Annotated in this window: 23 protein-coding genes; 13 read left to right on the top strand and 10 right to left on the bottom strand. The window is 75.0% G+C overall.

Annotated elements, in window-relative coordinates; all coding sequences use genetic code 11:
• Nucleotides 1-67: 67 nt before the first annotated feature.
• A complete protein-coding gene (locus VKZ81_RS06530; protein ID WP_324240515.1) occupies nucleotides 68-2,299 on the top strand; it encodes a helicase in 2,232 nt (743 codons plus the stop codon).
• On the opposite strand, the gene VKZ81_RS06525 is transcribed toward VKZ81_RS06530, so the two are convergent.
• Nucleotides 2,241-3,062, bottom strand: coding sequence for an LLM class flavin-dependent oxidoreductase (locus VKZ81_RS06525; protein WP_324240514.1), 822 nt, complete (start codon nucleotides 3,060-3,062; stop codon nucleotides 2,241-2,243). The genes VKZ81_RS06530 and VKZ81_RS06525 overlap by 59 nt on opposite strands.
• Before the next feature lie 74 nt (nucleotides 3,063-3,136).
• Between VKZ81_RS06525 and VKZ81_RS06520 the strand changes: the two genes are divergently transcribed.
• From VKZ81_RS06520 to VKZ81_RS06505, 4 genes are all read left to right on the top strand, one after another.
• Nucleotides 3,137-3,598 (top strand): MarR family winged helix-turn-helix transcriptional regulator, encoded by a 462-nt coding sequence (locus VKZ81_RS06520; RefSeq protein WP_324240513.1) that lies wholly within the window; start codon nucleotides 3,137-3,139, stop codon nucleotides 3,596-3,598.
• 95 nt (nucleotides 3,599-3,693) lie between these two features.
• Nucleotides 3,694-4,458: a 3-hydroxybutyrate dehydrogenase gene (locus tag VKZ81_RS06515; protein ID WP_324240512.1), complete on the top strand. Its 765-nt coding sequence runs from the start codon at nucleotides 3,694-3,696 to the stop codon at nucleotides 4,456-4,458.
• 95 nt (nucleotides 4,459-4,553) lie between these two features.
• Nucleotides 4,554-5,834: an MFS transporter gene (locus VKZ81_RS06510; RefSeq protein ID WP_324240646.1), complete on the top strand. Its 1,281-nt coding sequence runs from the start codon at nucleotides 4,554-4,556 to the stop codon at nucleotides 5,832-5,834.
• Nucleotides 5,835-5,848: 14 nt separating this feature from the next.
• Nucleotides 5,849-7,660: a helix-turn-helix domain-containing protein gene (locus VKZ81_RS06505; RefSeq protein ID WP_324240511.1), complete on the top strand. Its 1,812-nt coding sequence runs from the start codon at nucleotides 5,849-5,851 to the stop codon at nucleotides 7,658-7,660.
• A gap of 210 nt (nucleotides 7,661-7,870) precedes the next feature.
• On the opposite strand, the gene VKZ81_RS06500 is transcribed toward VKZ81_RS06505, so the two are convergent.
• Entirely contained in the window at nucleotides 7,871-8,317 is a 447-nt protein-coding gene (locus tag VKZ81_RS06500) for a nitroreductase family deazaflavin-dependent oxidoreductase (RefSeq protein ID WP_324240510.1), read from the bottom strand.
• Between the two features lie 92 nt (nucleotides 8,318-8,409).
• Nucleotides 8,410-9,012: a DedA family protein gene (locus VKZ81_RS06495; RefSeq protein ID WP_324240509.1), complete on the bottom strand. Its 603-nt coding sequence runs from the start codon at nucleotides 9,010-9,012 to the stop codon at nucleotides 8,410-8,412.
• Nucleotides 9,013-9,206: 194 nt separating this feature from the next.
• Here VKZ81_RS06495 and VKZ81_RS06490 point away from each other — a divergent pair, with 194 nt between their 5' ends.
• Entirely contained in the window at nucleotides 9,207-10,010 is an 804-nt protein-coding gene (locus tag VKZ81_RS06490; protein ID WP_324240508.1) for a serine protease, read from the top strand.
• Nucleotides 10,011-10,120: 110 nt separating this feature from the next.
• On the opposite strand, the gene VKZ81_RS06485 is transcribed toward VKZ81_RS06490, so the two are convergent.
• A complete protein-coding gene (locus VKZ81_RS06485; RefSeq protein WP_324240507.1) occupies nucleotides 10,121-11,239 on the bottom strand; it encodes a Gfo/Idh/MocA family protein in 1,119 nt (372 codons plus the stop codon).
• Nucleotides 11,236-12,063, bottom strand: a complete 828-nt coding sequence (locus tag VKZ81_RS06480) for a sugar phosphate isomerase/epimerase family protein (RefSeq protein WP_324240506.1) — start codon at nucleotides 12,061-12,063, stop codon at nucleotides 11,236-11,238. Before VKZ81_RS06480 ends, VKZ81_RS06485 begins: the two co-directional genes overlap by 4 nt.
• Nucleotides 12,064-12,198: 135 nt before the next feature.
• Between VKZ81_RS06480 and VKZ81_RS06475 the strand changes: the two genes are divergently transcribed.
• Nucleotides 12,199-13,521, top strand: coding sequence for an NAD(P)/FAD-dependent oxidoreductase (locus tag VKZ81_RS06475; protein ID WP_324240505.1), 1,323 nt, complete (start codon nucleotides 12,199-12,201; stop codon nucleotides 13,519-13,521).
• 97 nt (nucleotides 13,522-13,618) lie between these two features.
• Here VKZ81_RS06475 and VKZ81_RS06470 read toward each other — a convergent pair whose 3' ends face one another.
• A complete protein-coding gene (locus tag VKZ81_RS06470) occupies nucleotides 13,619-14,740 on the bottom strand; it encodes an epoxide hydrolase family protein (protein WP_324240504.1) in 1,122 nt (373 codons plus the stop codon).
• A 34-nt stretch (nucleotides 14,741-14,774) separates the two neighbouring features.
• Nucleotides 14,775-15,389 (bottom strand): HAD-IA family hydrolase, encoded by a 615-nt coding sequence (locus tag VKZ81_RS06465; protein ID WP_324240503.1) that lies wholly within the window; start codon nucleotides 15,387-15,389, stop codon nucleotides 14,775-14,777.
• A 48-nt stretch (nucleotides 15,390-15,437) separates the two neighbouring features.
• Here VKZ81_RS06465 and VKZ81_RS06460 point away from each other — a divergent pair, with 48 nt between their 5' ends.
• Nucleotides 15,438-16,589 carry an ROK family transcriptional regulator gene (locus VKZ81_RS06460; protein WP_324240502.1) on the top strand — a complete coding sequence of 384 codons (1,152 nt, stop codon included), beginning with the start codon at nucleotides 15,438-15,440 and terminating at the stop codon, nucleotides 16,587-16,589.
• A gap of 60 nt (nucleotides 16,590-16,649) precedes the next feature.
• Entirely contained in the window at nucleotides 16,650-17,420 is a 771-nt protein-coding gene (locus tag VKZ81_RS06455) for a PIG-L deacetylase family protein (protein WP_324240501.1), read from the top strand.
• Here the strand turns inward: VKZ81_RS06455 and VKZ81_RS06450 are convergent.
• Complete coding sequence (locus tag VKZ81_RS06450) at nucleotides 17,398-17,769, bottom strand: MerR family transcriptional regulator (RefSeq protein ID WP_324240500.1); 372 nt, start codon at nucleotides 17,767-17,769, stop codon at nucleotides 17,398-17,400. The two genes, VKZ81_RS06455 and VKZ81_RS06450, sit on opposite strands and share 23 nt — an antisense overlap.
• 54 nt (nucleotides 17,770-17,823) lie before the next feature.
• Between VKZ81_RS06450 and VKZ81_RS06445 the strand changes: the two genes are divergently transcribed.
• The 3 genes from VKZ81_RS06445 (at nucleotide 17,824) to VKZ81_RS06435 (ending at nucleotide 19,914) form a co-directional block, all read left to right on the top strand.
• On the top strand, nucleotides 17,824-18,789 hold the full coding sequence (locus tag VKZ81_RS06445; RefSeq protein WP_324240499.1) for an NADPH:quinone oxidoreductase family protein: 966 nt from the start codon (nucleotides 17,824-17,826) through the stop codon (nucleotides 18,787-18,789).
• 45 nt (nucleotides 18,790-18,834) lie between these two features.
• Complete coding sequence (locus tag VKZ81_RS06440; RefSeq protein ID WP_324240645.1) at nucleotides 18,835-19,101, top strand: DUF1876 domain-containing protein; 267 nt, start codon at nucleotides 18,835-18,837, stop codon at nucleotides 19,099-19,101.
• A gap of 564 nt (nucleotides 19,102-19,665) precedes the next feature.
• Complete coding sequence (locus VKZ81_RS06435; protein ID WP_324240498.1) at nucleotides 19,666-19,914, top strand: hypothetical protein; 249 nt, start codon at nucleotides 19,666-19,668, stop codon at nucleotides 19,912-19,914.
• A 6-nt stretch (nucleotides 19,915-19,920) separates the two neighbouring features.
• Here the strand turns inward: VKZ81_RS06435 and VKZ81_RS06430 are convergent, their stop codons facing one another.
• The gene (locus tag VKZ81_RS06430; protein WP_324240497.1) at nucleotides 19,921-20,433 is read right to left on the bottom strand and encodes an Lrp/AsnC family transcriptional regulator; all 513 of its coding nucleotides are present in this window, start codon (nucleotides 20,431-20,433) and stop codon (nucleotides 19,921-19,923) included.
• Between the two features lie 109 nt (nucleotides 20,434-20,542).
• Between VKZ81_RS06430 and hppD the strand changes: the two genes are divergently transcribed.
• On the top strand, nucleotides 20,543-21,748 hold the full coding sequence (hppD, locus tag VKZ81_RS06425; protein ID WP_324240496.1) for a 4-hydroxyphenylpyruvate dioxygenase: 1,206 nt from the start codon (nucleotides 20,543-20,545) through the stop codon (nucleotides 21,746-21,748).
• Nucleotides 21,749-21,846: 98 nt separating this feature from the next.
• On the opposite strand, the gene VKZ81_RS06420 is transcribed toward hppD, so the two are convergent.
• The coding region (locus VKZ81_RS06420) for a monocarboxylic acid transporter (protein ID WP_324240495.1) at nucleotides 21,847-23,284 on the bottom strand (1,438 nt) is incomplete at its 5' end.

The following is a 23,284-nucleotide window of genomic DNA, read 5'->3' as shown; positions in this document are numbered from 1 at the left end:
AAGATTGCGATTCTGTCGAACAAGCCGGATCGCGTTTCTGAATTCATTCTACCAGAGGGGTCGAGAATTGTCGAGCCTGGACGAGGATCGCCGCCACATCGCGTTGTTGTACGACCGCTTCGACGCCGAACGCATCGCCGCGGAACGGGAGCTCGCGGCCGCCCAGCGCGCGTCCGGCAGCTCCCCGGGTGAGCGCGCCCTGCGGGAGGCCGCGGTGCGGGCGCAGGCCGCCCGGCTCGCCCGGCTGCGCGCCGGCGGCGACGGGCTGTGCTTCGGCCGCATCGACGCCGCCGACGGCACCCGGACCTACGTCGGCCGCATCGGGCTGCTCGACGACGACCTGGAGCCGCTGCTCGTCGACTGGCGGGCGCCCGCGGCCCGCCCGTTCTACACCGCGACGGCGGCCCGCCCCGAGGGCCTCGTGCGCAGGCGCCACTTCCGCACCCGCGGCCGCACGCTGGTCGACGCGCACGACGACGTGTTCGCCCCGGAGGCCGCCGACGGCTCGGCCGGCGCGGACGCGGCGCTGCTCGCCGCGCTCGACGCGCCGCGCACCGGTCCGATGCGCGACATCGTCGCCACGATCCAGGCCGAGCAGGACGAGATCATCCGGCTCGACCACACCGGCATCACCGTGATCGAGGGCGGACCGGGCACCGGCAAGACCGCCGTGGCGCTGCACCGCGTGGCCTACCTGCTCTACACGCACCCGCAGCTCGCGCGCCGCGGTGTGCTGGTGCTCGGCCCGAACCCCCGGTTCCTCACCCACATCTCCGCCGTGCTGCCCTCGCTCGGCGAGACCGACGTCGTGTTCGCCACGCCCGGCGAGCTGCTGCCGGGGGTCGCCACGGACGTCGAGGACACCCCCCACGCCGCGCGCGTGAAGGGCTCGCTCGCGATGGTCGACGTGCTCGCCGCCGCCGTCGCCGACCGCGAGGAGGTGCCGGACGAGCCCGTCCCGATCGAGCTGGAGGACGTGACCGTCGAGGTGACCCCCGAGCTCGCGGCGGCGGCCCGCGACCGGGCGCGTGCGCTGGGCCTGCGGCACAACGAGGCGCGCGGGGCGTTCGCCACGGCCGTGCTCGACGCGCTCGCCGACCAGGCGGTCGACCGCATCGGCGCGGGCTGGCTCGCCCCGCGCGAGGCCCCCGAGCTCGCCGCCGACCTGCGCGCCGACGCCCGCGCGGAGCTGCGCGGCCACCCCGGCCTGCGCATCGTGGTCGACGCGCTCTGGCCGGAGCTCACCCCGCAGCGGCTGCTCGCCGACCTGTTCACCTCCCCGCGGCGGATCGACCGGGCCGCCGCCGCGCTCCCTCCCGCCGACCGGGCCGCGCTGGCCCGCGCCGACGGCGACGCCTGGACCGTCTCGGACGTGCCGCTGCTCGACGAGGCCGCCGAGCTGCTCGGTCCCCCGGCCGCCGAGCGGGCGGCCGCGCGGCGGGCGGCGCGCCGCGCGGCCGACGACCGCGGCTACGCGGCGGACGTCCTGGCGCTGCTCGACCACGACCCGACCGACGACGACGAGATCCGCGCGGCCGACCTCGTGCACGCCGACCTGCTCGCCGAACGCCAGGAGCAGGTCGACCACCGCACGCTCGCCGAGCGCGCCGCCGCCGACCAGGAGTGGGTGTACGGGCACGTGGTGGTCGACGAGGCGCAGGAGCTGTCCGACATGGACTGGCGCGTGCTGCTGCGGCGCTGCCCCACCCGCTCGTTCACCGTGGTCGGGGACCTCGCCCAGCGCCGCTCGGCGGCCGGCGCCCGCTCGTGGGCCGACGCGCTCGACCGGTACGCGGCGGGCCGCTGGACCCACCGCGTGCTGACCGTCGGCTACCGCACGCCGGCCGAGATCATGGCGGTGGCGGCCGACGTGCTGGCCGCGCACGACCCGGGGCGCACCACCCCGCGGGCCGTGCGCAGCAGCGGCGTGGCCCCGTGGGCGCGGCGCGTGGCACCGGACGAGCTGGTGGCGACCGTGCGCGAGGAGGTCTCCCGGGAGTCGGAAGGGCCCGGCTCGGTCGCGGTGATCGCCCCCGGCCCGTTCGCCGACGCGCCGGGGGCCACCGTGCTCACCCCGCGGGAGGCCAAGGGGCTCGAGTTCGACTCCGTGCTGCTCGTCGAGCCGCAGCGGATGGAACCGGCGGACCTCTACGTCGCGCTCACCAGGGCCACCCAGCGGCTCGGCGCGCTGCACTCCGAGCCGTTGCCCGGCTCGCTGCGCCGGCTCGCACCCCGCCCGGTCACCGACCGGCCAGCAGCTCCACCACCGGCGCGAGCTGGTCGAGGAACGCACCGTTGACGCTGATGTAGGACACGCCGTACGCGTCGCGGCGCCGCTGCAGCTCGTCGGCCATCTCGGTGGGCGTGCCCCGCAGCAGGGTCTGCGCGTCGTGGGCGGCGAGGGTGGCGTGGTCGAAGTCGATGAACCGCCGGGTCCATGGCGGCGGCTCCTCGTCGCCCACCAGGAACAGGTTCGCGGCGATCTCGACGTCGCGGTCGCCCGCGGCCTCGCGCACCCGGGCGGCCATCGCCGCGTAGTGGTCGCGGCCCGCGAGCGGGGGCGCGGCCAGGGTGACGATGTCCGCGGCGCGGCCGGCGAGCGCGAGCGCCTTCGGCCCGCCCGCGGCGACCAGGACCGGGGTGTGCCGCTCGCCGTCGAGCTCGCGCAGCAGCTCGATGGACTCGGCCACCTCCCGCAGCCGCTCGCCCGGCGTGCCCCACGGCCTGCCCAGCTGCTCGGCGAAGCGCTGCGCCTCGGGGCGGCCGGTCCCGATGCCGAACTCGAACCGGCCGTCGGTGAGCACCGACAGCGAGTGCCCGCCCCACGCCGCCGCGCGCGGCGCCCGCAGCGGGCTCGCCAGCACGAACGTGCCGACGCGCAGCGTCGTGGTCGCGCTCGCCGCCACCGCGAGCGAGGAGAACGGCTCGAGCAGCTGCAGCCCGTCGGGCATCAGGAGGCTGGAGAAGCCCAGCCCCTCCACCCGCTTGGCCGTCGCGGCCCAGCGCTGCGCGCCGCCCTCCGGCGTGGCCACCACCCCGAAGCGGAACTTGTGCTCCGACATCCCCCACCTCCAAAACGATTACAGCTCTGAACGATTATTTTGAGAGTACCGTTCTGGAGCTGTACGGTCTACCCGTGCCACTGGAGAACCCGCCGGGCTCGGCGTTCCTGCTCGCCGCGGTCGGCGCGCACGCCGCCGCGCGCTTCGCCGAGCGCGTCGCCGCCCTGCACCTCACGCCCCCGCAGGTCGGCCTGCTCGGGCTCATCGCCGCGGAGCCGGGGCAGAGCCAGCAGGCCGTCGCCCGGATCCTCGGCATGCCACCGAGCAGGCTCGTCGGGCTGGTCGACTCGCTCGCCGACCGCGGGCTCGTCGAGCGCAGGCGCAACCGCGCGGACCGGCGGCTGCACGCGCTGCACATCACCGACGAGGGGAGGGCGATGCTCGCCCGCATCGGGAAGGTCGCCCACGAGCACGACGACGACCTCTGCCGCAGCCTCGACGAGGGCGAGCGCGAGACGCTGCGGGCCCTGCTCGCGCGGATCGCCGCGGACCAGGGCCTGCGCCCCGGGGTGCACCCCGGCTATCGCCACCTGTGATCGTCGAACGATGTGAGATGAGCACATATTCGACGCCGATCGATGGGCGCTGAACACACAGCGCATCGCGCCCCGCCGACGTACCGTGCTCGGGCATGACCCCCGTCACCTCGCCGCCGCTCGCCGGGCGGCGCGCGCTCGTCACGGGCGCGGCGTCGGGGATCGGCGCCGCCATCGCCCGGCGGCTCGCCGCCGACGGGGCGCGGGTGGTGGCCGTCGACCGGGACGAGGAGGGCCTGAACCGGCTCGCGGGCGACGTCGCCGCCGTCGAGCCGGTGCCGTGCGACCTGTCCGACCTCGCGGCCGTCGACGAGCTCCCGGCCGAGGTCGACGCGCTGGTGAACAACGCGGGCCTCCAGCACGTCGCCCCGATCCCCGAGTTCGACCCCGATCGGTTCTCGCTGCTGCTGCGCGTGATGCTCGAGGCGCCGTTCCGGCTCGCCCGGCGCGCGCTGCCGCACATGTACGCCCGCGGCTGGGGGCGCGTCATCAACGTCTCGAGCGTGCACGGTCTGCGGGCGAGCCCGTTCAAGTCGGCCTACGTGAGCGCCAAGCACGGGCTGGAGGGCCTGTCCAAGGTCATCGCGCTCGAGGGCGCCCCGCACGGGGTCACGAGCAACTGCATCGACCCCTCCTACGTGCGCACGCCGCTGGTCGAGCGGCAGATCGCCGACCAGGCCCGCACCCACGGCATCGAGCCGGACGAGGTGGTGGAGCGGGTGATGCTCGCCCCCGCCGCCGTGCGGCGCCTCGTCGAACCGGACGAGGTGGCCGAGCTCGCCGCCGTCCTCTACGGGCCCGCCTCGGCCTCGATCACCGGAGCGTCGCTGTCGATGGACGGCGGCTGGACCGCCCACTGAGAAGAAGCCAACACACCCGAAACGGAGACACCGTGGTCACCGACAAGTCCGCCGGGCCGTCCCGGGCCAGCATCCTCAAGGTCGTCGCCGCCAGCATGGCCGGCACCACCGTCGAGTGGTACGGCTTCTTCCTCTACGGCGTCGCGGCCGCCCTCGTGTTCCCGGCGGTGTTCTTCCCGTCCGACGACCCCGCCGTGGGCACCCTGCTCGCGCTCGGCACGTTCGCGATCGGGTTCGTCGCGCGCCCGCTGGGCGGGCTGGTCTTCGGCCACTACGGCGACAAGCTCGGCCGCAAGAAGCTCCTGGTGATCAGCCTGGTCGGGATGGGCGTCGCGACGTTCGCCATCGGCCTGCTGCCCGGGTACGCGACGATCGGGTTCGCCGCCCCGCTGCTTCTGACCGTCCTGCGCCTCGTCCAGGGCTTCGCGATCGGTGGCGAGTGGGGCGGGGCCGTGCTGATCGTCTCCGAGCACGGCGACCCCTCGCGGCGCGGCTACTGGGCGAGCTGGCCCCAGGCCGGGGTGCCGTTCGGCCAGCTGCTCGCCAATGCGCTGCTGTTCCTGCTCGCCGCGGTGCAGAGCGACGAGGCCTTCCAGTCCTGGGGCTGGCGGATCCCGTTCCTGCTCTCCGCGGTGCTGGTGCTGATCGGGCTCTACATCCGGCTCTCGGTCGAGGAGTCCCCGATCTTCCAGGAGGCCCAGCGCAAGGCCGCCGAGCTCGTCGCCGCCGGCCACAAGGAGGTCGTGCCCATCGTCGACGTGTTCCGCCGCTACCCGCGCGAGGTGTTCACCGCGATGGGCGCGCGGTTCGCCGAGAACGTCTGCTACTACGTCTTCACGATCGTCATCACGAGCTACGTCCAGCAGACGCTCGGCCTGCCCAACTCGTTCGTGCTCGGCGCGGTGATGATCGGCGCCGCGGTGCACCTGGTCGTCATCCCGCTCTGGGGCATCGCGTCCGACCGCGTGGGCCGCAAGCCGATCTACCTGCTCGGGGCCGCGGGCGTCGGCGTCTGGGCGTTCGTGTTCATCGCGCTGCTCAACACCGGCAACTTCGCGCTCACCACCGTCGCCGTCGTCGGCGGGCTCGTCTTCCACGGCGCGATGTACGGCCCGCAGGCCGCGTTCCTGTCGGAGATGTTCGGCACCAAGGTCCGCTACTCCGGCGTCTCGGTCGGCTACCAGCTCGCGTCGGTCGTGGCGGGCGGCCTCGCGCCGGTCATCGCCGTGGCGCTCTACACCTCGTTCGGCACCGGCTACGCGGTGTCGGTGTACGTGGCGCTCAGCGCGCTGCTGACGATCATCGCCGTGGCCAGCTACGGGGAGACCCGCCACCGCGACCTCGCCGAGGACCACGCGATCGTCCCGACCCGCTGAGCGGAGCCGCGACCATGGGCGGTGGCATCATCACCGCCGTGTCGCGGACGGCGCTGGAGCTGCTCCGCCTGCTCGCCCAGGACGCGCCCGCCGAGCGGATCGACGAGCAGGCGCGGGCGCTCGCGGCGGCCGACCCGGAGTCCGGCGCGGTCGCCCGCGAGCTCGCGCTGCGGGTGAGGGCGGGCATCGACGCCCACCGGCGCCGCGAGGTGGAGCTCTCGGCGCTCGTCGACATCGCCCGCGACCTCGCCTCCCGGCCGGACCCGGGTGAGGTGCTCGACACGATCGTCCGGCGCGCGCGCACCCTGCTCGGGGCCGACTGCGCGTACCTCACGCTGGCCGACCCCGAGCGGGGTGACACGTTCATGCGGGCGACGGACGGGTCGATCTCCGCCCGGTTCCAGGCGCTGCGGCTACCGCTCGGCGCGGGGCTCGGCGGCCTGGTGGCTCAGACCCACCGGCCGCACTGGACCGCCGACTACCCGTCCGACACCCGCTACGAGCACACCGCCGAGATCGACGCCGCCGTCGAGGAGGAGGGGCTGCGCGCGATCTGCGGTACCCCGCTGCTCGTGGACGACGAGTTCGTCGGGGTGCTGTTCGCCGCGCACCGCGTCCGCAGGCCGTTCGCCAGCACCGAGGTGGCGCTCCTGGGGTCGCTCGCCGCGCTCGCGGCCGTCTCCCTCGTGCAGGTGCGCCGCGCGGCGGAGACGGCCGAGGCGCTCGCCGCCCTCTCCAGCGCGCACGCGGGCATCGAGCAGGCCGCCGCGGCGCACGACCGGTTCGCCGGGGTCGTGCTCTCCGGCGGCGGGGTCGACGACATCGCCGCCACCCTCGGCGAGCTGCTCGACTGCTGGGTCGCGGTGCTCGACGTCGACGACCAGCTGCTCGCCGCCCACGGCGCGGTGCCCGACGGCCTCGCCGAGCTGCCCGCGGTGCGCCGGGCCGCGGACGCCGCCCGGCTGGTGCACGCGGACGGCGCCGCCGCGGTGGGTGTGCGGGCGGTCGGCCAGCGCCTGGGCACCCTCGCGCTCGGCGGGCGGGAGGCGCTCGACGACGGCCAGGTCCGCACCGTGGAGCGGGCGGCGATGGTGACCGCGCTCGTGCTGCTGTTCCGCCTGCGCGAGGCCGAGGCCGACCAGCGGGTCCGCACCGACCTGCTCGCCGAGCTGCTGGCCCGCCCGGCGGGCGAGGTGGACGCCGCGGTCGTCGAGCGCGGCAGGCTGCTCGGGCTGCGCCTGCGCACGCCCCACGTCGTCGCGGTGTGCCGGGGCGGCCGCGCGCACGGCCCCGGGCTGGTGGGCGGCCACGACGGCTGGACGGTCGCGGTCGTGCCGGGGCGCGACGCGTCCGCGGTGGCCGCCGACGTCGCCCGGCGCGCGGGGAAGGAGGCGGGCCCGGTCGGCGCGGCGGGCCCGGTCGTGCCCGCCGCGGGGTTGCGCGACGCCTATGCGGAGGCCCGGCGCACGGCCGCCGCCCTCGCGGCGCTCGGTCTGCCCTCGGGCTCGGCCCGCGACCTCGGCTTCGCCGGCCTGGTCACCGGGGACGCGGCCGACGTCGAGGCCTACCTCGAACGCGTGCTCGGCCCGGTCGCCGCGCACGACGCCCGGCGCGGCACCGACCTGCTGGCCACGCTGGAGGCCTACTTCGCGGCCGGGGCGAGCCCGTCCCGGGCCGCCGGGCTGCTGCACGTCCACGTGAACACGGTCGGCCAGCGCCTGGAACGCGTGGCGGCGCTGCTCGGCGACGACTGGCACACCCCCGACCGGGCCCTGGAGATCCAGCTGGCGCTGCGCCTGCGGAAGCTGCGCGGTGGCGGCGCGTGAGCGGGCGCCGGATGGTTCCCGTCCGTCGCTCGGCGGTGACCGTTCGGCGTCGAACCGGATACGAGCCGATCACCGATCGTGATCGCCCACTCGACGGACCGCCCACATCCGCCCGCAACCGCGCCCCGCATCGGGCGTTGAGCCGGATGACCGGGGCCGGCGGAACGGGGAGCCTCCGCCGGCACCGGTTGATCTCTTTTCGGGCCGGTGTCAGCGGAGGCGGAACACCGGGTAGCCCGGCGCGATCTCCAGCAGCTTCTCGTCGGAGGCGGTGTGGTCGACACCGTCGAAGAACACGCCGACCTCGAACTTCCACCGCCGCAGGTACGCGCGCAGGATCTCGGGCTTCTCCGCGTCGGGCACCTCGTCGGCGACGAACGGCTCGGTCCGCTTGCCCAGCCGCAGCTCCCCCGCCCCGCCCGCGGCCCGCAGGTTGCGCACCCACTGGGTGTGGCCGCGCGGCGCCACGAGGTACCGGGCGCCCTCGTGCGTGAGCACGTTGACCGGCACCGTCTGCCACTTGCCGCTGCGCCGCCCGCGCACGGCGAGCACCCGGGAACCGATGACGCTCACCCCGCGCGCGGTGAGCCAGCGGACCACCTTGTTCATCAGCTCGGTGCCGCGCCCGGCCTCGATGTAACGGTGAGTGGCAGCCATCGTGGACTCCTGATCCGAAATGTGAGCACCGCTCTTGCTAGAGAACAGTGAACCAGAGCGGGTGTCTCAGGTCAAGAGCAGTGCTCTCGGTTTCAGGAGGAGGCCGGGACCCGTGCCCGCCGCAGCTTCGACACCAGCGCAAACCCCGCGGCCGTGACCAGGGCCAACGCTACGCCTGCGACCAGGCTGAGCACCGGGTCGCCGCCGGTGACCGGGCCGAGGGCGAGCCCGATGAGCAGCATGTAGGCGGCCCACGCCGCGGAGCTCGCGACCGTCCAGGGCAGGAAGCGGCGGACCGGCAGGCCGAACCGGCCGGCGGCCGCGGTGCTCACCAGGCGCCCACCCGGCACGAACCGCGCCCCCACCAGCGCGATCCCGGGGCGGCGCAGCATGTGCCTGCGCACCCACGCCGAGATCTCGTACCGGCCGTCGACGCGGCTCGACAACAGCCGGTGCGAGCAGCGACCGAGCCAGAACACGGTGGCGTCGCCCAGCACGGAGCCGGCCAGCGCGGCGATGAACAGACCGATCAGCATGCCGACGTCGCCGCCGCCGAAGGCGGTCGTCGCCGCCGAGACGAGGATGGTCTCGCTGGGCAGGACCGGGAACGGCGCGTCGACGGCGATCATCACGAGGAGGATCGGCAGCAGCCACGAGCTGGTCAGCACCGCGTCACACACGGTCAGGACGTCCAACGATGCAGTCCTTCCGGTCGCGCGCGCCCGGGGGCGTGCACGGCAGCAGGGCCGGGGGAGCCCGCTCAGCCTTCCAGATGACCATGGGCGCCGTCAGCGCGGTCCCCGTCACCCCCTCGCGCGACGGGAACGGCGCAGGTCGCGAAGCCGATCTACGCTCCGGCGGATCCGCCGACCGACCGAGGGGGTGTTCCGTGGCCCTGCGCCGTGCCGTCGTGCTCTGCGCTCTCGTCGTGGCGGCGGCCCTCGCCGCGGGCCCGGCGCACGCGGACCCCGGCCCCGCCATCACGCCCGGGGTCTTGCTGCTCAGCCCGGTGGACGGGCAGGTGACGAGCTCGTGCCGGGCCGGGTTCGTCTTCGCCGGCCACGGCGCGACCTACCTCGGCTACGCGGCGCACTGCGCGGGCGCGAGCGAGTCGATGGGCCTCTCCGGCTGCGCGGAGCCGACGCTCCCGGTCGGCACCGGCGTCACGATCGTCGGCAACGACGGCAGCCGCACCTCCGGCCGCCTCGCCTACACGTCGTGGGGCACCATGCAGCGGCGCGGCGAGTCGGACCCGGCGCGCTGCCTGCACAACGACTTCGCCCTCGTCGAGCTGGACCCGGCCGACGCCGCGCGCGCCGACCCGACCGTCCCGGTGTTCGGCGGGCCGACGGGGCTCGACACCGACGGCACCGACCCCGGGGAGCCGGTGTACAGCCACCAGCCGCGCGGCGGCGCGAACGCGGCGAAGGAGGGCCGCAGCCTCGGCTCGACCGGCCGGGGCCTGGCACATCGGGTCGAGACGCGGCCGCCGGGGCGGTCCGGCGACTCCGGCAGCGGGTACCTCGACGGCCGGGGGCGGGCCTTCGGCGTGCTCTCCACCCTGTACACCGACGGCAGCGGCGCCAACGGCGTCACCGACCTCGCCCGGGCGCTCGCCTACGCCAACGCCCACGGCGGGATCGGGCACGTCGTACTCGTACCGGGGCGGGAGCCGTTCCGGCTGCGCGACTAGCGCGGCCTGGTGGGCCTGCCGGCGGCGGCGCGCATGGTGCGGAGCCGCCCGCTCTCCGACGAACGCGCCGTTCGTCGGGAAACGGGTTCCGCGGGACCCGCGGGGCGGGCTCAGCGCGCGGGGACGTTCACCGCCGCCAGCACGTCGTCCACCCGTACCGGCGCACCGGTGCGCGCCGACTCGTAGACCGCCCGCACGGTCGCCAGGGCGAGCAGCGCGTCCTCGAGCGTGACGCCCGGTCGCCTGCCGGTGCGGATCGCCTCGACGATGTCGCGGTACTGCCGGGCGTGCCCGGTGAACATGGGGTTCGCCGGGTCGGCCCCCGGCTCCTCGGGCAGGACGAGGGCGGTCTGGTCCGAGCGGTCGCCCTGGTCGGCCCGCACGCCCGCGTCGCCCGCGGCCTCGGCGGTGGCCAGCTCCTTGCTGTGGAAGTAGCGCAGCCGGTCGTCGTCGATCACGGCCGAGCCGGCGTCACCCAGCACCTGCAGCCGCACCGACAGGCCGGGGTAGGCGGCCGTGGTGGCGTGCAGCGTGGCGAGCGCCCCGGACTCGAACCGGACGACCGCGGCGACGGTGTCCTCCACCTCGACCCGCTCGTGCGCGAGCAGGCCGGTGAGCGCCATGACCTCGACCGGCCGCCCGAGGAACCACAGCAGCAGGTCGACCGTGTGCACGCCCTGGTTCATCAGCGCGCCGCCGCCGTCGAGCTCCCAGGTGCCGCGCCACGCGCCGGAGTCGTAGTAGGCCTGGCTGCGCCACCAGGAGACGGTCGCGACGGCCGAGGTGATCCGGCCGAAGCGGCCCGCCTCGATCGCGTCGTGCACGACGACGCTCGCCGGGTCGAACCGGTGTTGGCTGATCACCGTCGCCACGGTGCCTGCGGGCGCGGCCGCCGCGGCGGTCACGATCGGCGCCGCCGCCTCGACCGTGACGTCGACCGGCTTCTCCACCACCACGTGCTTGCCCGCCTCGAGCGCCGCCACCGCGATCCGCGCGTGCCCACCGCTGGGCACGCAGATCGCCACCGCGTCGACGTCGTCGCGGGCCAGCGCCTCGTCGAGCGAGGTGGTGACCGGGACGGCGCCGCCGACCCGGGCCGCGACCGCCTCGGCCGCCGCGTGGTCGGTGTCGACGAGGACGTCCAGAGCGGTGTCCGGGTTCGCCGCGAGCACCTCGGCGTGCAGCGCGCCGATCACCCCGCAGCCCACCACCGCGAACCGCACCGTCACCGGTACCGCACCCCCGCCTGGTCGAGGATCTTCGTGAACGCCCGGGTCGCCCGCCGGAAGTGGTGCTCGCCGGAGAAGCCGCCGAGCACGCCCGCGGTCGCGAGGTGCGGCTCCATCGAGCAGAACCCGTCGTAGCCGTCGGCGGCGAGCGCCCGGACCGTGGCCTCGACCTCGCCGTCGCCCTCCCCCGCGGGCACGACCGTGCCGTCGGCCAGCAGGGCGTCCTTCACCTGCAGGTACTCCACGTGCGGACGGAGGCTCGCATAGCCCTCGGTGAACGGCCGGACGCCGACCTGCACGAAGTTCGCCGGGTCCCACGCCAGCCGCAGCTTCGGCGAGCCGACCGACTCCACGACGTCCAGGCAGCGCTGCGGGGTGTCGCCGTAGATCTCCTTCTCGTTCTCGTGCAGCAGGACCACGTCGTGGCCCTCGGCCTCGGCGGCGAGCGCGGCCATCCGGCGCAGCACCTCGTCGCGGTGCGCCACGGGGTCGTCGCCCTTCGGGATGAAGAAGGAGAAGAGCCGGATGTAGGGCGCCTGCAGCACCCCGGCGACGTGCAGGGCGCGGCGCATCCGCACGAGGTGGGCGTCGAAGTCGTCGAGCACCCCGATCTTGCCGATCGGCGAGCCGACCGAGGACGTGCCGATGCCGGCGCGGTCGAGCGTCGCGCGCACCCTCTCCAGCTGGTCGTCGTCGAGGTCCAGGACGTTGGTGTCCCACGCGCTGCGGAACTCGATGTGGCGGATGCCCAGGTCGGTGAGCACCCGGCACTGCTCGTCCAGGTCGGGGGAGATCTCGTCGGCGAAGCCGGAGAGGGTCCACATGCGGATCACCCTAGGCGGCGGGTGCCCGCGGGAGCGGGGGCCGGAAGCGCGTCACGGGGCTCGCCGGGGGCGGAACCGGGGTACGGTCGCAGACCGCGGGCGACCGCCCGTCCCGGCCTCGAGGAGGCGGGTCCCATGACATCGACGAAGCCGCGGGCCCGCCCGCGGGTCGTGGTCGTCGGCGGCGGGTTCGCCGGGCACAGCGCTGCGCGGTCGCTCGCGAAGCGGCTCGGCGACGCCGCCGAGATCGTGCTGATCAACCCCACCGACTACTTCCTCTACCTGCCCCTGCTGCCCGAGGTCGCGGCCGGGGTGATCGACCCGCGCCGGATCACGGTCCCGCTCGCGGCCACCCTGCCGGGCGTGCGGGTGGTGCTCGGCGAGGTCGGCTCCGTGGCCCTGGACGACCGGCGGATCGGCTGGACCGACCCGGAGAGCGGCCGCGCCGAGATGGGCTACGACCGGCTGGTGCTCGCCGTGGGCAGCGTCCACAAGCTGCTGCCGATCCCCGGGGTCGCCGAGCACGCGCACGGCTTCCGCGGCATCCCGGAGGCGCTGTACCTGCGCGACCACGTCACCCGCCAGATCGAGCTCGCCGCCTCCACCGCCGACCCGGCGGAACGGGAGGCGCGGTGCACGTTCGTGGTCGTCGGCGCCGGCTACACCGGCACCGAGGTCGCCGCGCAGGGGCCGCTGCTCACCGACACGCTGGTGCGCCACCACGCCGCCCTGCGCGACCAGCCGGTGCGCTGGCTGCTGCTCGACCTGGCCGACCGCGTGCTGCCCGAGCTCGACCCGCGGCTGTCCGGCACGGCGGACCGGGTGCTGCGCGAGCGGGGCGTCGAGGTGCGCACCGGTCAGTCGGTGCAGGAGGCCGCCCACGGTCACGTGCTCCTCACGACCGGCGAGACGGTGCCCACCCGCACGCTCGTCTGGTGCGTCGGCGTGCGCCCCGACCCGCTCGTGGAGGCGTTCCGGCTGCCGACCGCCAAGGGCAGGCTCGTCGTCGACGCCGAGCTCGGCGTCCCGGGCCATCCCGACCTCTTCGCCTGCGGGGATGCGGCCGCCGTACCCGACCTGACCCGCCCGGGTGAGCTCACCGCCATGACCGCCCAGCACGCGGTGCGGCAGGGCAAGCTGGTCGGCCGCAACGTGGCCGCGTCGCTCGGGCACGGCACGCCGCGCGCCTACCGCCACCACGACCTCGGCTTCGTCGTCGAGCTCGGCGGGCGGGAGGCCGCGGCCAACCCGCTGCACGTGCCGCTCGGAGGGCTCGTCGCGAAGGCGGTGACGCGCGGCTACCACCTGCTGTCGATGCCGACCAACCGCACCCGCACCGCGGCGGACTGGCTCCTCGACGCCCTGCTGCCGCGGCAGACCGTGCAGCTGGGGCTGGTCCGGGCGCCGAACGTGCCGCTGGACACCGCATCACCCGAGGTGCAGCGCTCGCCCCGGTGACCCCCGCGCGCCGAGATCGCGACTCGCCCACACCCACACGGCGACTCGCGGGCACCCACAGCGCGACTCGCGGGGACGCAGAGCGCGACTCGCGGGGTCAGCGGACCAGGCGGAAGAAGGTCCGCAGCTCCCCCGCGAAGAGCTCCGGCTGCTCGAACGCCGCGAAGTGGCCGCCGCGGTCGGGCTCGTTCCAGTAGCGGATGTCGGTGAACCGGCGCGCCGCCCACCGCCGGGACGGGCGGGGGTTCTCGTGCGGGAACACCGAGCAGCCCGCGGGCACGTGCACCTGGTCCGTGGTCTCCCCCGCGAAGGTGCGCTGCACCTCGCGGAAGCTCTCCCAGTACAGCCGCGCGGCCGACGCGCCCGCGCCGGGCAGCCAGTAGAGCATCAGGTTGTCCAGCAGCCGGTCGCGGCTGAACTCGCTCGCCGGGTCGGTCCAGGCGTGGAACTTCTCGACGATCCAGGCCGCGAGCAGCGCGGGTGAGTCGACCAGGCCGTAGCCGATCGTCTGCGGCCGGGTGGACTGCTGCATCGAGTAGCCGTCGCCGTCGCGCTGGGCACGGGCCATGTCGTCGAGGGCGGCCCGCTCACCGGGGGTGAGGTCGTCGAACGTGGCCGGGTCCGGCGCCGCGAGCGGCGGCACGAGGTGGATGCCCACCACGTGCTCCGGGTCGAGCTTGCCGATCCAGGTGCTGACCGATGTGCCCCAGTCGCTGCCCGCGGCGCCGTAGCGGTCGTAGCCGAGGCGGGCCATCAGCTCCGCCCACGCGGCGGCGATGCGCTGCACGGTCCAGCCGCTTCGAGCCGGCTTGTCGCTGAACCCGTAGCCCGGCAACGACGGGCAGACGACGTGGAACGGCTCCGGGCCGGTCGTGAGCAGGTCGATCGCGTCGAGGAACTCCACGACGGAGCCGGGCCAGCCGTGGGTGAGCACCAGCGGCAGCGCGTCCGGGTGCGGCGAGCGGACGTGCAGGAAGTGGATGCCGAGGCCGCCGATCTCGGTGCGGAACTGCGGCAGGCCGTTCAGGCGCGCCTCGGTGGCGCGCCAGTCGTAGCCGCCGGCCCAGTACGCGCACAGCTCCTGCAGGTGGGCGAGCGGCACGCCCTGCGCCCACCCGTCGACGGTCTCGGCCTCCGGCCAGCGGGTGCGCCGGAGCCGGTCGCGCAGGTCGGCGAGGTCGGCGTCGGGCACGGCGAGACGGAACTCGGTGACGGTCACGCTCGTGCCCCTCCTCGGGCGGACTGCCGGTCGCTCACGGCGCGAACAGGCGCGCGAGCTGCGCCAGGTCGGCGAGCCGCAGGTCGCCGTCCAGGCCGCGCAGCGCGGCCGTGCGCATGCCCGCGGCGCGGCCGGCGGCGAGGCCCGGCTCGCTGTCCTCCACCACGAGGCAGGCCGCGGGCTCGACGCCGAGCCGGCTCGCCGCGATCAGGAAGCCCTCCGGGTCGGGCTTGCCGCGACGGACGTCCTCGACGGTGACCAGCAGCGGCGGCTCGATCCCGGCCGCTCCCAGCCGCGCCTTCGCCAGCCGCACGTCCGCGCTGGTCACGACGGCCCACGGCAGCTCGAGCCGCTCCAGCACGGCGAGCAGCTCGTGCGCACCGGGCGCCGCGACGACGTCGGCGAGGTCGTCGTACTGGAGGTCCATCTGGCGCTGGGACGCCGCGGCGACCGCGGCGTCGTCCAGCGCCGGGAGCACCCGGCGGATGGTGCGGTCCGGTGGGCTGCCGTGCGCGATGGCCAGGACGGGGGCCGGATCGAGGCCGCGTTCGGCCGCCCAGGTCGTCCACGCCCGTTCGACGGACGCGTCCGAATCGACGAGGGTGCCGTCCATGTCGAGCAGGACCGCACGCACGGTGGCGAGCTCCACGGGAACCTCCGATTAAACTCGGCACCCGAGCATAAACCGGGGAGGGAGATGGCAAGCCCGCGCTGGCACGGGGCGATCGCCGTGCTCACCGAGATGCGCCGCAGCCCCGGCGTCACGCGGGCCGCGGTGGCCCAGCGGCTGGGGCTCTCCAGCGGGTCGGCCACCGACATCACCGCGCGCCTGCGCGAGCTCGCCCTGCTCACCGAGACCCCCGCGCCCGCGGCGGGGCGGGGACGGCCGACCACCGTGCTCGGCCCCCACCCGGAGGGTCCGGTCGTGATCGCGGTCGACCTGCGCCACGAGGACTGGCGGTGCGCCGTGGCCGGCGTCGACGGCCGCCCGGAGGTCGTGGCCGCCGCCCCGCACGCGAGCCGCGACCCGGACCAGGTCCTCGAGGCGGTGGGCGGCGCGGTCCGGCGCACCCGGGAGCGCCTCGGCGACCGGGTGCGGGCCGTCGCCGTCGCGGTCGCCGCCACCGTGCAGCACGGGCGGGTGGTCCAGGGGGCGTCGCTGGGCTGGGGCCCGGTCGACCTCACCCCGCTCGGCGTGCCGGGCGTCGGGCTGCGCATCGACAACGACGCTACCCTCGCGGGCGTCGCCGAGGCTCGCGCGGGGGCCGGGGCGGGCGCGGGGACGGCGCTGCACGTCACGGTGGAGGTCGGTGTCGGCGGCACGCTCGTGGTCGACGGGCGGCCCGTGCGCGGCGCCACCGGCGCCGGGGGCGAGTTCGGCCACCTGCCCTTCGGCGACCCCGCGCTGCGCTGCCCGTGCGGCGCCCTCGGCTGCTGGGACCCCACCGTCGACGGCCGCGCGCTCGCCCGCCACCTCGGCGACCCGCCGCCGCCCGACCCCCGCACCTACGCCCTCGCCGTGCTCGGCCGGACCGACCCGGCGGCCACCGCCGCCGTCTCCCGGGCGGCGGAGAGCCTCGGCCGCGGGATCGCGGGCCTGGTGAACGGGCTCGACCCGGAGGTCGTGACGCTGGGCGGGCTCGCCGAGCCGCTGCGCGCCGCCGCGCCCGACGCGTTCGCCGAGGCGTTCACCGGCGGGCTGATGGCGTTCCGCCGGGCGACCCCTCCGCCGCTGCGCCCCGCGGCGCTCGGCGACGACGCCGCCCTGCACGGCGCGGCCGCCACGGCGCTCGACGCGGTGCTGACCGAGGAGTCGCTCACGGCGTGGGCGCGGCTGCGCGGCGCCTGAGCCGGCGCGACCCACCGCAATGCGATGTACGCCGCGCTCGACCGCGAGCATGCTCCCCCCATGACCGAACTGCTGCCCGCCCTGCCCGAGGAGTCCTTCCAGCGCGTGCTGTGCGTCGCCGCGCACCCCGACGACATGGAGTACGGCGTCTCCGCCGCCGTCGCGCGCTGGACGGCGCGCGGGATCGAGGTCGCCTACCTGCTGCTCACCCGCGGGGAGGCGGGCATGCCCAACCCGCCGGAGGAGACCGCGCGGTTGCGGGTCGCCGAGCAACGGGCCGCGTGCGACGCCGTCGGCGTCAGCGACCTGACCGTGCTGGAGCACCCCGACGGCATGCTCGTCTACGGGCTCGACCTGCGCCGCGACATCTGCCGCGCGATCCGGCGCTTCCGGCCCGACGCGGTGGTCGGCGGCGGCTACGAGGTCGAGTCGCCGATGGGCTTCGACCAGGCCGACCACCGGGCCACCGGGCTCGCCACGATCGACGCGGTGCGCGACGCGGGCAACCGCTGGGTGTTCGCCGAGCAGATCGACGCGGACGGCCTCGAACCCTGGAGCCCGCGCTTCATCCTCATGCCGTCGTTCGCGGGCGACGGCAAGGCGACGCACGGGGTGGACGTCACCGGCGAGCCGCTGCAGCGCGGCGTCGCGTCGCTGGAGGCGCACGCCGCCTACCTGGCCGCGCTCCCGGACCACCCCGCGCCCGCCGATTTCATCCCGATGTTCGCGGCCATGGCCGGCAAGGAGATGGGGGTCGAGCACGCCGTGCTGTTCCGGGTGCACGACCTGCAGGCGCCGCCTGCGCTGCTCACCGAGGTGCGCGGCGACTGAGGCGCACCGCGGCGAGGTAGTCGGCGATCGCGTCCCGGTTGCGGGTGAGGCACTCGATGCGCGCGGACATGCGGGCGTGCTCGCGTTCGAGGATCGCGATCGTCTCCGGGGTCGGGTCGGACACGTGGACGGCACCCGTGGTCAGGCACGGGAGGATCTGCTTGATGACCCGCGTGGGCAGCCCGGAGTCGAGCAGCCCCCTGATCTGGCGGACCCGGTCGACGCACGCCTCGTCGAAGTCGCGGTAGCCGTTCGCGCCGCGGGCGGACGTGATCAGCCCCTGCTCCTCGTAGTAGCGCAGGAGCCGGGGCGTCGTGCCGGTGCGCCGCGCCAGCTCGCCGATCCGCACGTGACCCACCTCATGTCGACCTTCACACGTGTGTGAGGGTTCGAGCCTATCCGCATGCGAGCACTCGAGCAGACGGCGCTGAGCGGCCCCGGCGCGATGCGCCTCGTCACCGACGCTCCCGTACCCGCACCCGGCCCGGGCGAGGTCCTGATCCGGGTCGGCGCGGCGGGCGTCAACTTCGCCGACGTCATGCAGACCCGGGGCACCTACGCCGGCGGTCCCCGCCCGCCCTACATCGCGGGGTTCGAGGCGGCCGGCGAGGTCGTCGCCCTCGGGCCGGGGGTGACGGGCATCGAGCCGGGCGCGCACGTGATCGGCACCGGCCCCGGCGCGTTCGCCGAGTACGTCGTGCTGCCCGCCGCCGGTGCGGCCCCGGTCCCCGCGGGCTGGTCCGACGAGCAGGCGCTCGGCCTCGTCCTGAACCGGGGCACCGCGCTCGCCGCGCTCCGCCTCGGCCGGCTCGCGCCGGGCGAGACCGTGCTCGTGCAGGCCGCCGCGGGCGGGGTGGGGCAGGCGGCGGTGCGCCTGGCCAAGCACGAGGGCGCGACCGTGATCGGCACGGCCTCCCCGGGCAAGCACGAGGCGGTGCGGGCGCTGGGCGCCGACCACGTGATCGACTACGTGGACCTGGCCGACGAGGTGCGGCGCCGCACCGGCGGCCGCGGCGCCGACCTCGTGCTGGAGTCCGTCGGCGGCGACGCCTTCACCGCCGCGCTGGCCGCCACCCGGCGGGTCACCGGGCGCCTGGTCGTCTACGGCATCGCCGCGGGCGAGGCCGCGATCAGCAACCGCGACCTCAACTTCACCCACCCCGTCCACGTCATCGGGCTGCACATCGGCGTCCTCGCGAAGACCGCGCCGGAGTTGTTCACCGAGCTCGTGGCGGAGCTGGCGGACCTCGTGGCGGCGGGCGTCCACCCGCCCGGCCGCCCGACCGTCCACGACCTCGCCGACGGACCGAAGGTGCTCGCCGAACTGGAGACCAGGTCCACCGTCGGCAAGCTGGCGCTGCGCCCCTGACGGGAGGACACTTCTTCCCCCACCGAGCGAGCCGAGGTGAGCGACATGCAGGCCGCGAAGCGCTGGAACGTCGCGATCGAGATCGACGAGCACGAGCGCCGGACGAGGGCGGTGGCCCGGCTGGACGCGGGGTCCACCGAGCTGACCGGGGTGGGCCTCGCGCGGTGCAGCCCCGAGGACGAGGACGTGCCGCGGATCGGCGACGAGCTCGCCGTGGCGCGGGCGCTGTCGGAGCTGTCCCACAAGCTGCTGGACCTGACGGCGGCGGACATCGAGCGGGTCACGCACCAACCGGCGCACGTCCGGATCTGAGCGCGCGGCGCGACCGCGCCCAGGCGAGTACCAGCGGCGCGGTGACCAGGCCGTCGGCCAGGAGGAACGTGCCGGCCTCGTCGGCCCCCCGCGCCACGGTCACGGCCGCCGGCCGGCGGGCGGCCTCGGATGCGATCGTCGCCGCCCACGGGGCTCGCCGTCCGGGGTTGGGGGCGAGGACGAGGACCAGCCCGGCCACGGTCGGTACCCGATCAAGCGCACCCACCCGAGGTGCGCCCCGGGACCCGCCGGACCGGCGGCCGCAGCGCGCGCGTGCGGGCCGCCGTTCTCGACGCCGCGCTCGCGGAGCCGGCCGACCGCTGCCACGGAACACGCGGATCGAGGACGTCGCCGTCCGCGCCGGTGTGGACGAGACGACCGGCTACCGGCGGTGGCCCACCAGGGCCGAGCTCGGCACCGACGCCGCGCTGGAAAGCAGCGCGCGGCCCATCCCCGTGCCCGACACCGGCACGCCGGAGGGCGGCCTGCGGGCCCTCGCCCGGTCGGTCGCCGCCGGCCATCGGCCGGGAGCCCGGCCGGCACACCACCCGCAACCTCGTGGCCGTGGCCTGGGCATCGGAGGAGGCGGCGGAGCCGATGGCCGCGTTCTTCTCCGAGCGCCCGGCCCTCTCACCAGGGCGATCGTCGAGCGGGCCGTCGCCCGCGGCGAGGCGGCAGCACGTCGACCCCCACGGGGTCGTCGAGACGCCGGTGGGCGCGCTCCACGGCCTGCTCCGCACGGCGCGCCCCTCGGGCCCGACGTCGCTCGAGGCGGTGGCCCGCATCGTCCACCGCGGCATCGCGGCGGCCTGAGCCCGGTCACCCGCCGGCCGGCCCGCGCCCGTACCGGGGGGCGCGGCTCGGGCCGGTGCGCGGGCGCGCCTCGAGCAGCGGCTGGACCCGCGGCGCAACCACCACCGACAGCACCACCACGCTCGTCGACCGGGCGATGGTGGGGCTGCGCCCGAGTGCGAGCAGGGTGTCCTGCAGGTCCTGGTGCGACGACGCCCCGAGGCGGCAGAGCACGTCCGACGAGCCCGTGGTGGCGTAGGCCTCCAGCACGGCGGGCAGGGCGGCGAGCTCCGCGGCGACGTCCTCGAGCTGGCCCTGCGCGATCTCCAGCGTGGCGAAGGCCTGCACCGGGTATCCGGCCGCGGCGAGGTCGATGTCGGGACCGTACCCGGTGATCACGCCCTCGCGTTCCAGCCGGTCCAGGCGGGCCTGCACGGTGCCCCGCGCGACGCCGAGCGTGCGCGAGAGCTCCAGCACGCCGGCCCGCGGGGACGCCCGCAGCGCACCGATCAGGTCGACGTCCAGCGCGTCCAGCTCCACATAGGCAGACTGTACAGATCATTTGCTCATCATCCGCACAATCTGTGCACCGTGACCAGATCTGGATGGGTCGGTTGCGCAGCACTTCGCGGATGAGCTGTCCTGGAGTATGACCATCGAGCAGACCCTCACCAGTCAGGAACGGCTGGCCGAGCTCGACCTCGATCAGCTGCGGCAGCTCGTCGGGCTCGTCGAGTACGACGCGGAGGGCGACCCCTTCCCGGTCACCGGCTGGGACGCCGTCGTGTGGGCGGTCGGCAACGCGACCCAGGCCGCCGCGTTCTACCAGCTCGCGTTCGGGATGGAGCTGGTCGCGTACTCGGGGCCGGAGACCGGCAACCGCGACCACACGGCCTACGTGCTGCGCTCCGGCGCGGTGCGGTTCGTGCTGAAGGGCGGGGTGGACCCGAACAGCCCGATCCTCGACCACCACCGCCGCCACGGCGACGGGGTCATCGACATCGCGCTCGAGGTGCCCGACGTCGACCGCTGCATCCGGCACGCCCGCGCCCAGGGCGCCACCGTGCTGGAGGAGCCGCACGACGTGTCCGACGAGCACGGCACCGTGCGCCTCGCCGCGATCGCCACCTACGGCGAGACCCGGCACACGCTGGTGGACCGCTCCCGCTACACCGGCCCGTACCTGCCGGGCTACGTCGCCCGCACGTCCACCCACCGCAAGCCGCAGGGCGCGCCGAAGCGGCTGTTCCAGGCGCTCGACCACATCGTCGGCAACGTCGAGCTGGGCCACATGGACGAGTGGGTGGACTTCTACCGCCGCGTCATGGGCTTCACGAACATGGCGGAGTTCATCGGCGACGACATCGCCACCGACTACTCCGCCCTGATGAGCAAGGTGGTGGCCAGCGGCAACCACCGCGTCAAGTTCCCGCTGAACGAGCCGGCCATCGGCAAGCGCCGCTCGCAGATCGACGAGTTCCTCGAGTTCTACGGCGGCCCCGGCGCCCAGCACCTCGCGCTCGCCACCAACGACATCATCCGCACCGTCGACGCGATGCGCGACGCGGGCGTCGAGTTCCTGTCGACGCCCGACTCCTACTACACCGACCCCGACCTGCGGGCCCGGATCGGCGAGGTCCGGGTGCCGATCGAGGAGCTGCAGAAGCGCGGCATCCTCGTCGACCGGGACGAGGACGGCTACCTGCTGCAGATCTTCACCAAGCCGATCGGCGACCGCCCCACCGTGTTCTTCGAGCTCATCGAGCGCCACGGCTCCCTCGGCTTCGGCAAGGGGAACTTCAAGGCGCTGTTCGAGGCGATCGAGCGGGAGCAGGCGAAGCGGGGCAACCTCTAGCCCGCGGATCCGTCAGCATTCCGACCAACGGCGCGTTCGTCGGACAGGTTCCGGCGAACGCGCCGTTGGTCGGGTCGCGACAGCGGCGCCGCGGCCGGTCAGACCGTGATCTTCGGCAGCGGCTGCGTCTTCGGCGCCACCGTCGCCTTCTCCGAACCCGCACCGGTGAGCGCGCGGACCTCCATTTCCGCGTGCCGGGCGTCGGCGAACTCGTCCGGCCGGCCGACGAGCGTGCCGATCGCCCCGAGCAGGAACGACGCCGGGATGGAGACCAGGCCGGGGTTGGCGAGCGGGAAGACGTCGAAGTCGAGGCTCGGCACCATCGACGTCGGGTGGCCGGACACGGCGGGCGAGAACACGATCAGCACCACGCTGACGACCAGGCCGCCGTAGATGCTGCACAGCGCGCCGGTGGTGTTGAACCGCTTCCAGAACAGCGAGTACAGGATCGTCGGCAGGTTCGCCGACGCCGCCACCGCGAACGCCAGCGCCACCAGGAACGCCACGTTCTGGTTGCGGGCGAGGATGCCGGCCGCGATCGCGATGAGGCCGATGACGATCGCCGTGCGGCGGGCCACCCGCACCTCGGCGTCCGGGGACGCGACACCCCGCTTGAGGACGTTGGCGTACACGTCGTGGGCGAACGACGCAGACGCGGTGATCGTCAGCCCGGCCACCACCGCGAGGATCGTCGCGAACGCGATCGCGGAGATGACGCCCAGCATGAACTCCCCGCCCAGCTGGTAGGCGAGCAGCGGCGCCGCGGAGTTCGTGCCGCCGGGCGCGGTGGCGATCCGCTCCGCCCCGCCGGGCACGAGCGCGGCCGCGCCGTAGCCGAGCACCAGCGAGAACAGGTAGAAGACGCCGATCAGCCAGATCGCCCACACCACGGAACGACGCGCCTCCTTGGCGTTCGGCACCGTGTAGAAGCGCATCAGGATGTGCGGCAGGCCCGCGGTGCCCAGCACCAGCGCCAGCGCCAGGGACAGGAAGTCGATCTTCGCGAGGTCGGACGCGCCGTACTGCAGGCCGGGGATCAGCAACCGCTCACCCAGCTCCCGCACGCCCTGCGCGGTCTCCATCGACGGGTTCTCCTCGACGGCCTCGCCGAGCAGCGCGGAGAAGTCGAAGCCGTGCCTGCCGAGCACCCACGTCACCAGGGTCGCGGCGCCGACCAGCAGCAGCCCGGCCTTGATGACCTGCACCCAGGTCGTGCCCTTCATGCCGCCGACCAGCACGTAGACGATCATCAGCAGCCCGACGACCGCGATCACGATCCCCTGGCCGACGGTGTTGCTGTTCGGGATCTGCAGCAGCAGCGCGATCAGCGCACCCGCGCCGGCCATCTGCGCCAGCAGGTAGAACAGCGACACGACCAACGTCGAGGTGGCGGCCGCCGCCCGCACCGGACGCTGCCGCATCCGGAAGCTGAGCACGTCACCCATCGTGAACTTGCCGGTGTTGCGCAGCAGCTCCGCCACGAGCAGCAGCGCGACCAGCCACGCCACCAGGAACCCGATCGAGTACAGGAACCCG

Source organism: Pseudonocardia sp., from assembly GCF_035305885.1.
GTDB lineage: Bacteria > Actinomycetota > Actinomycetes > Mycobacteriales > Pseudonocardiaceae > Pseudonocardia.
Note: the sequence above shows the minus strand (reverse complement) of the source record. Positions and strands in the feature narration are given on the sequence as shown.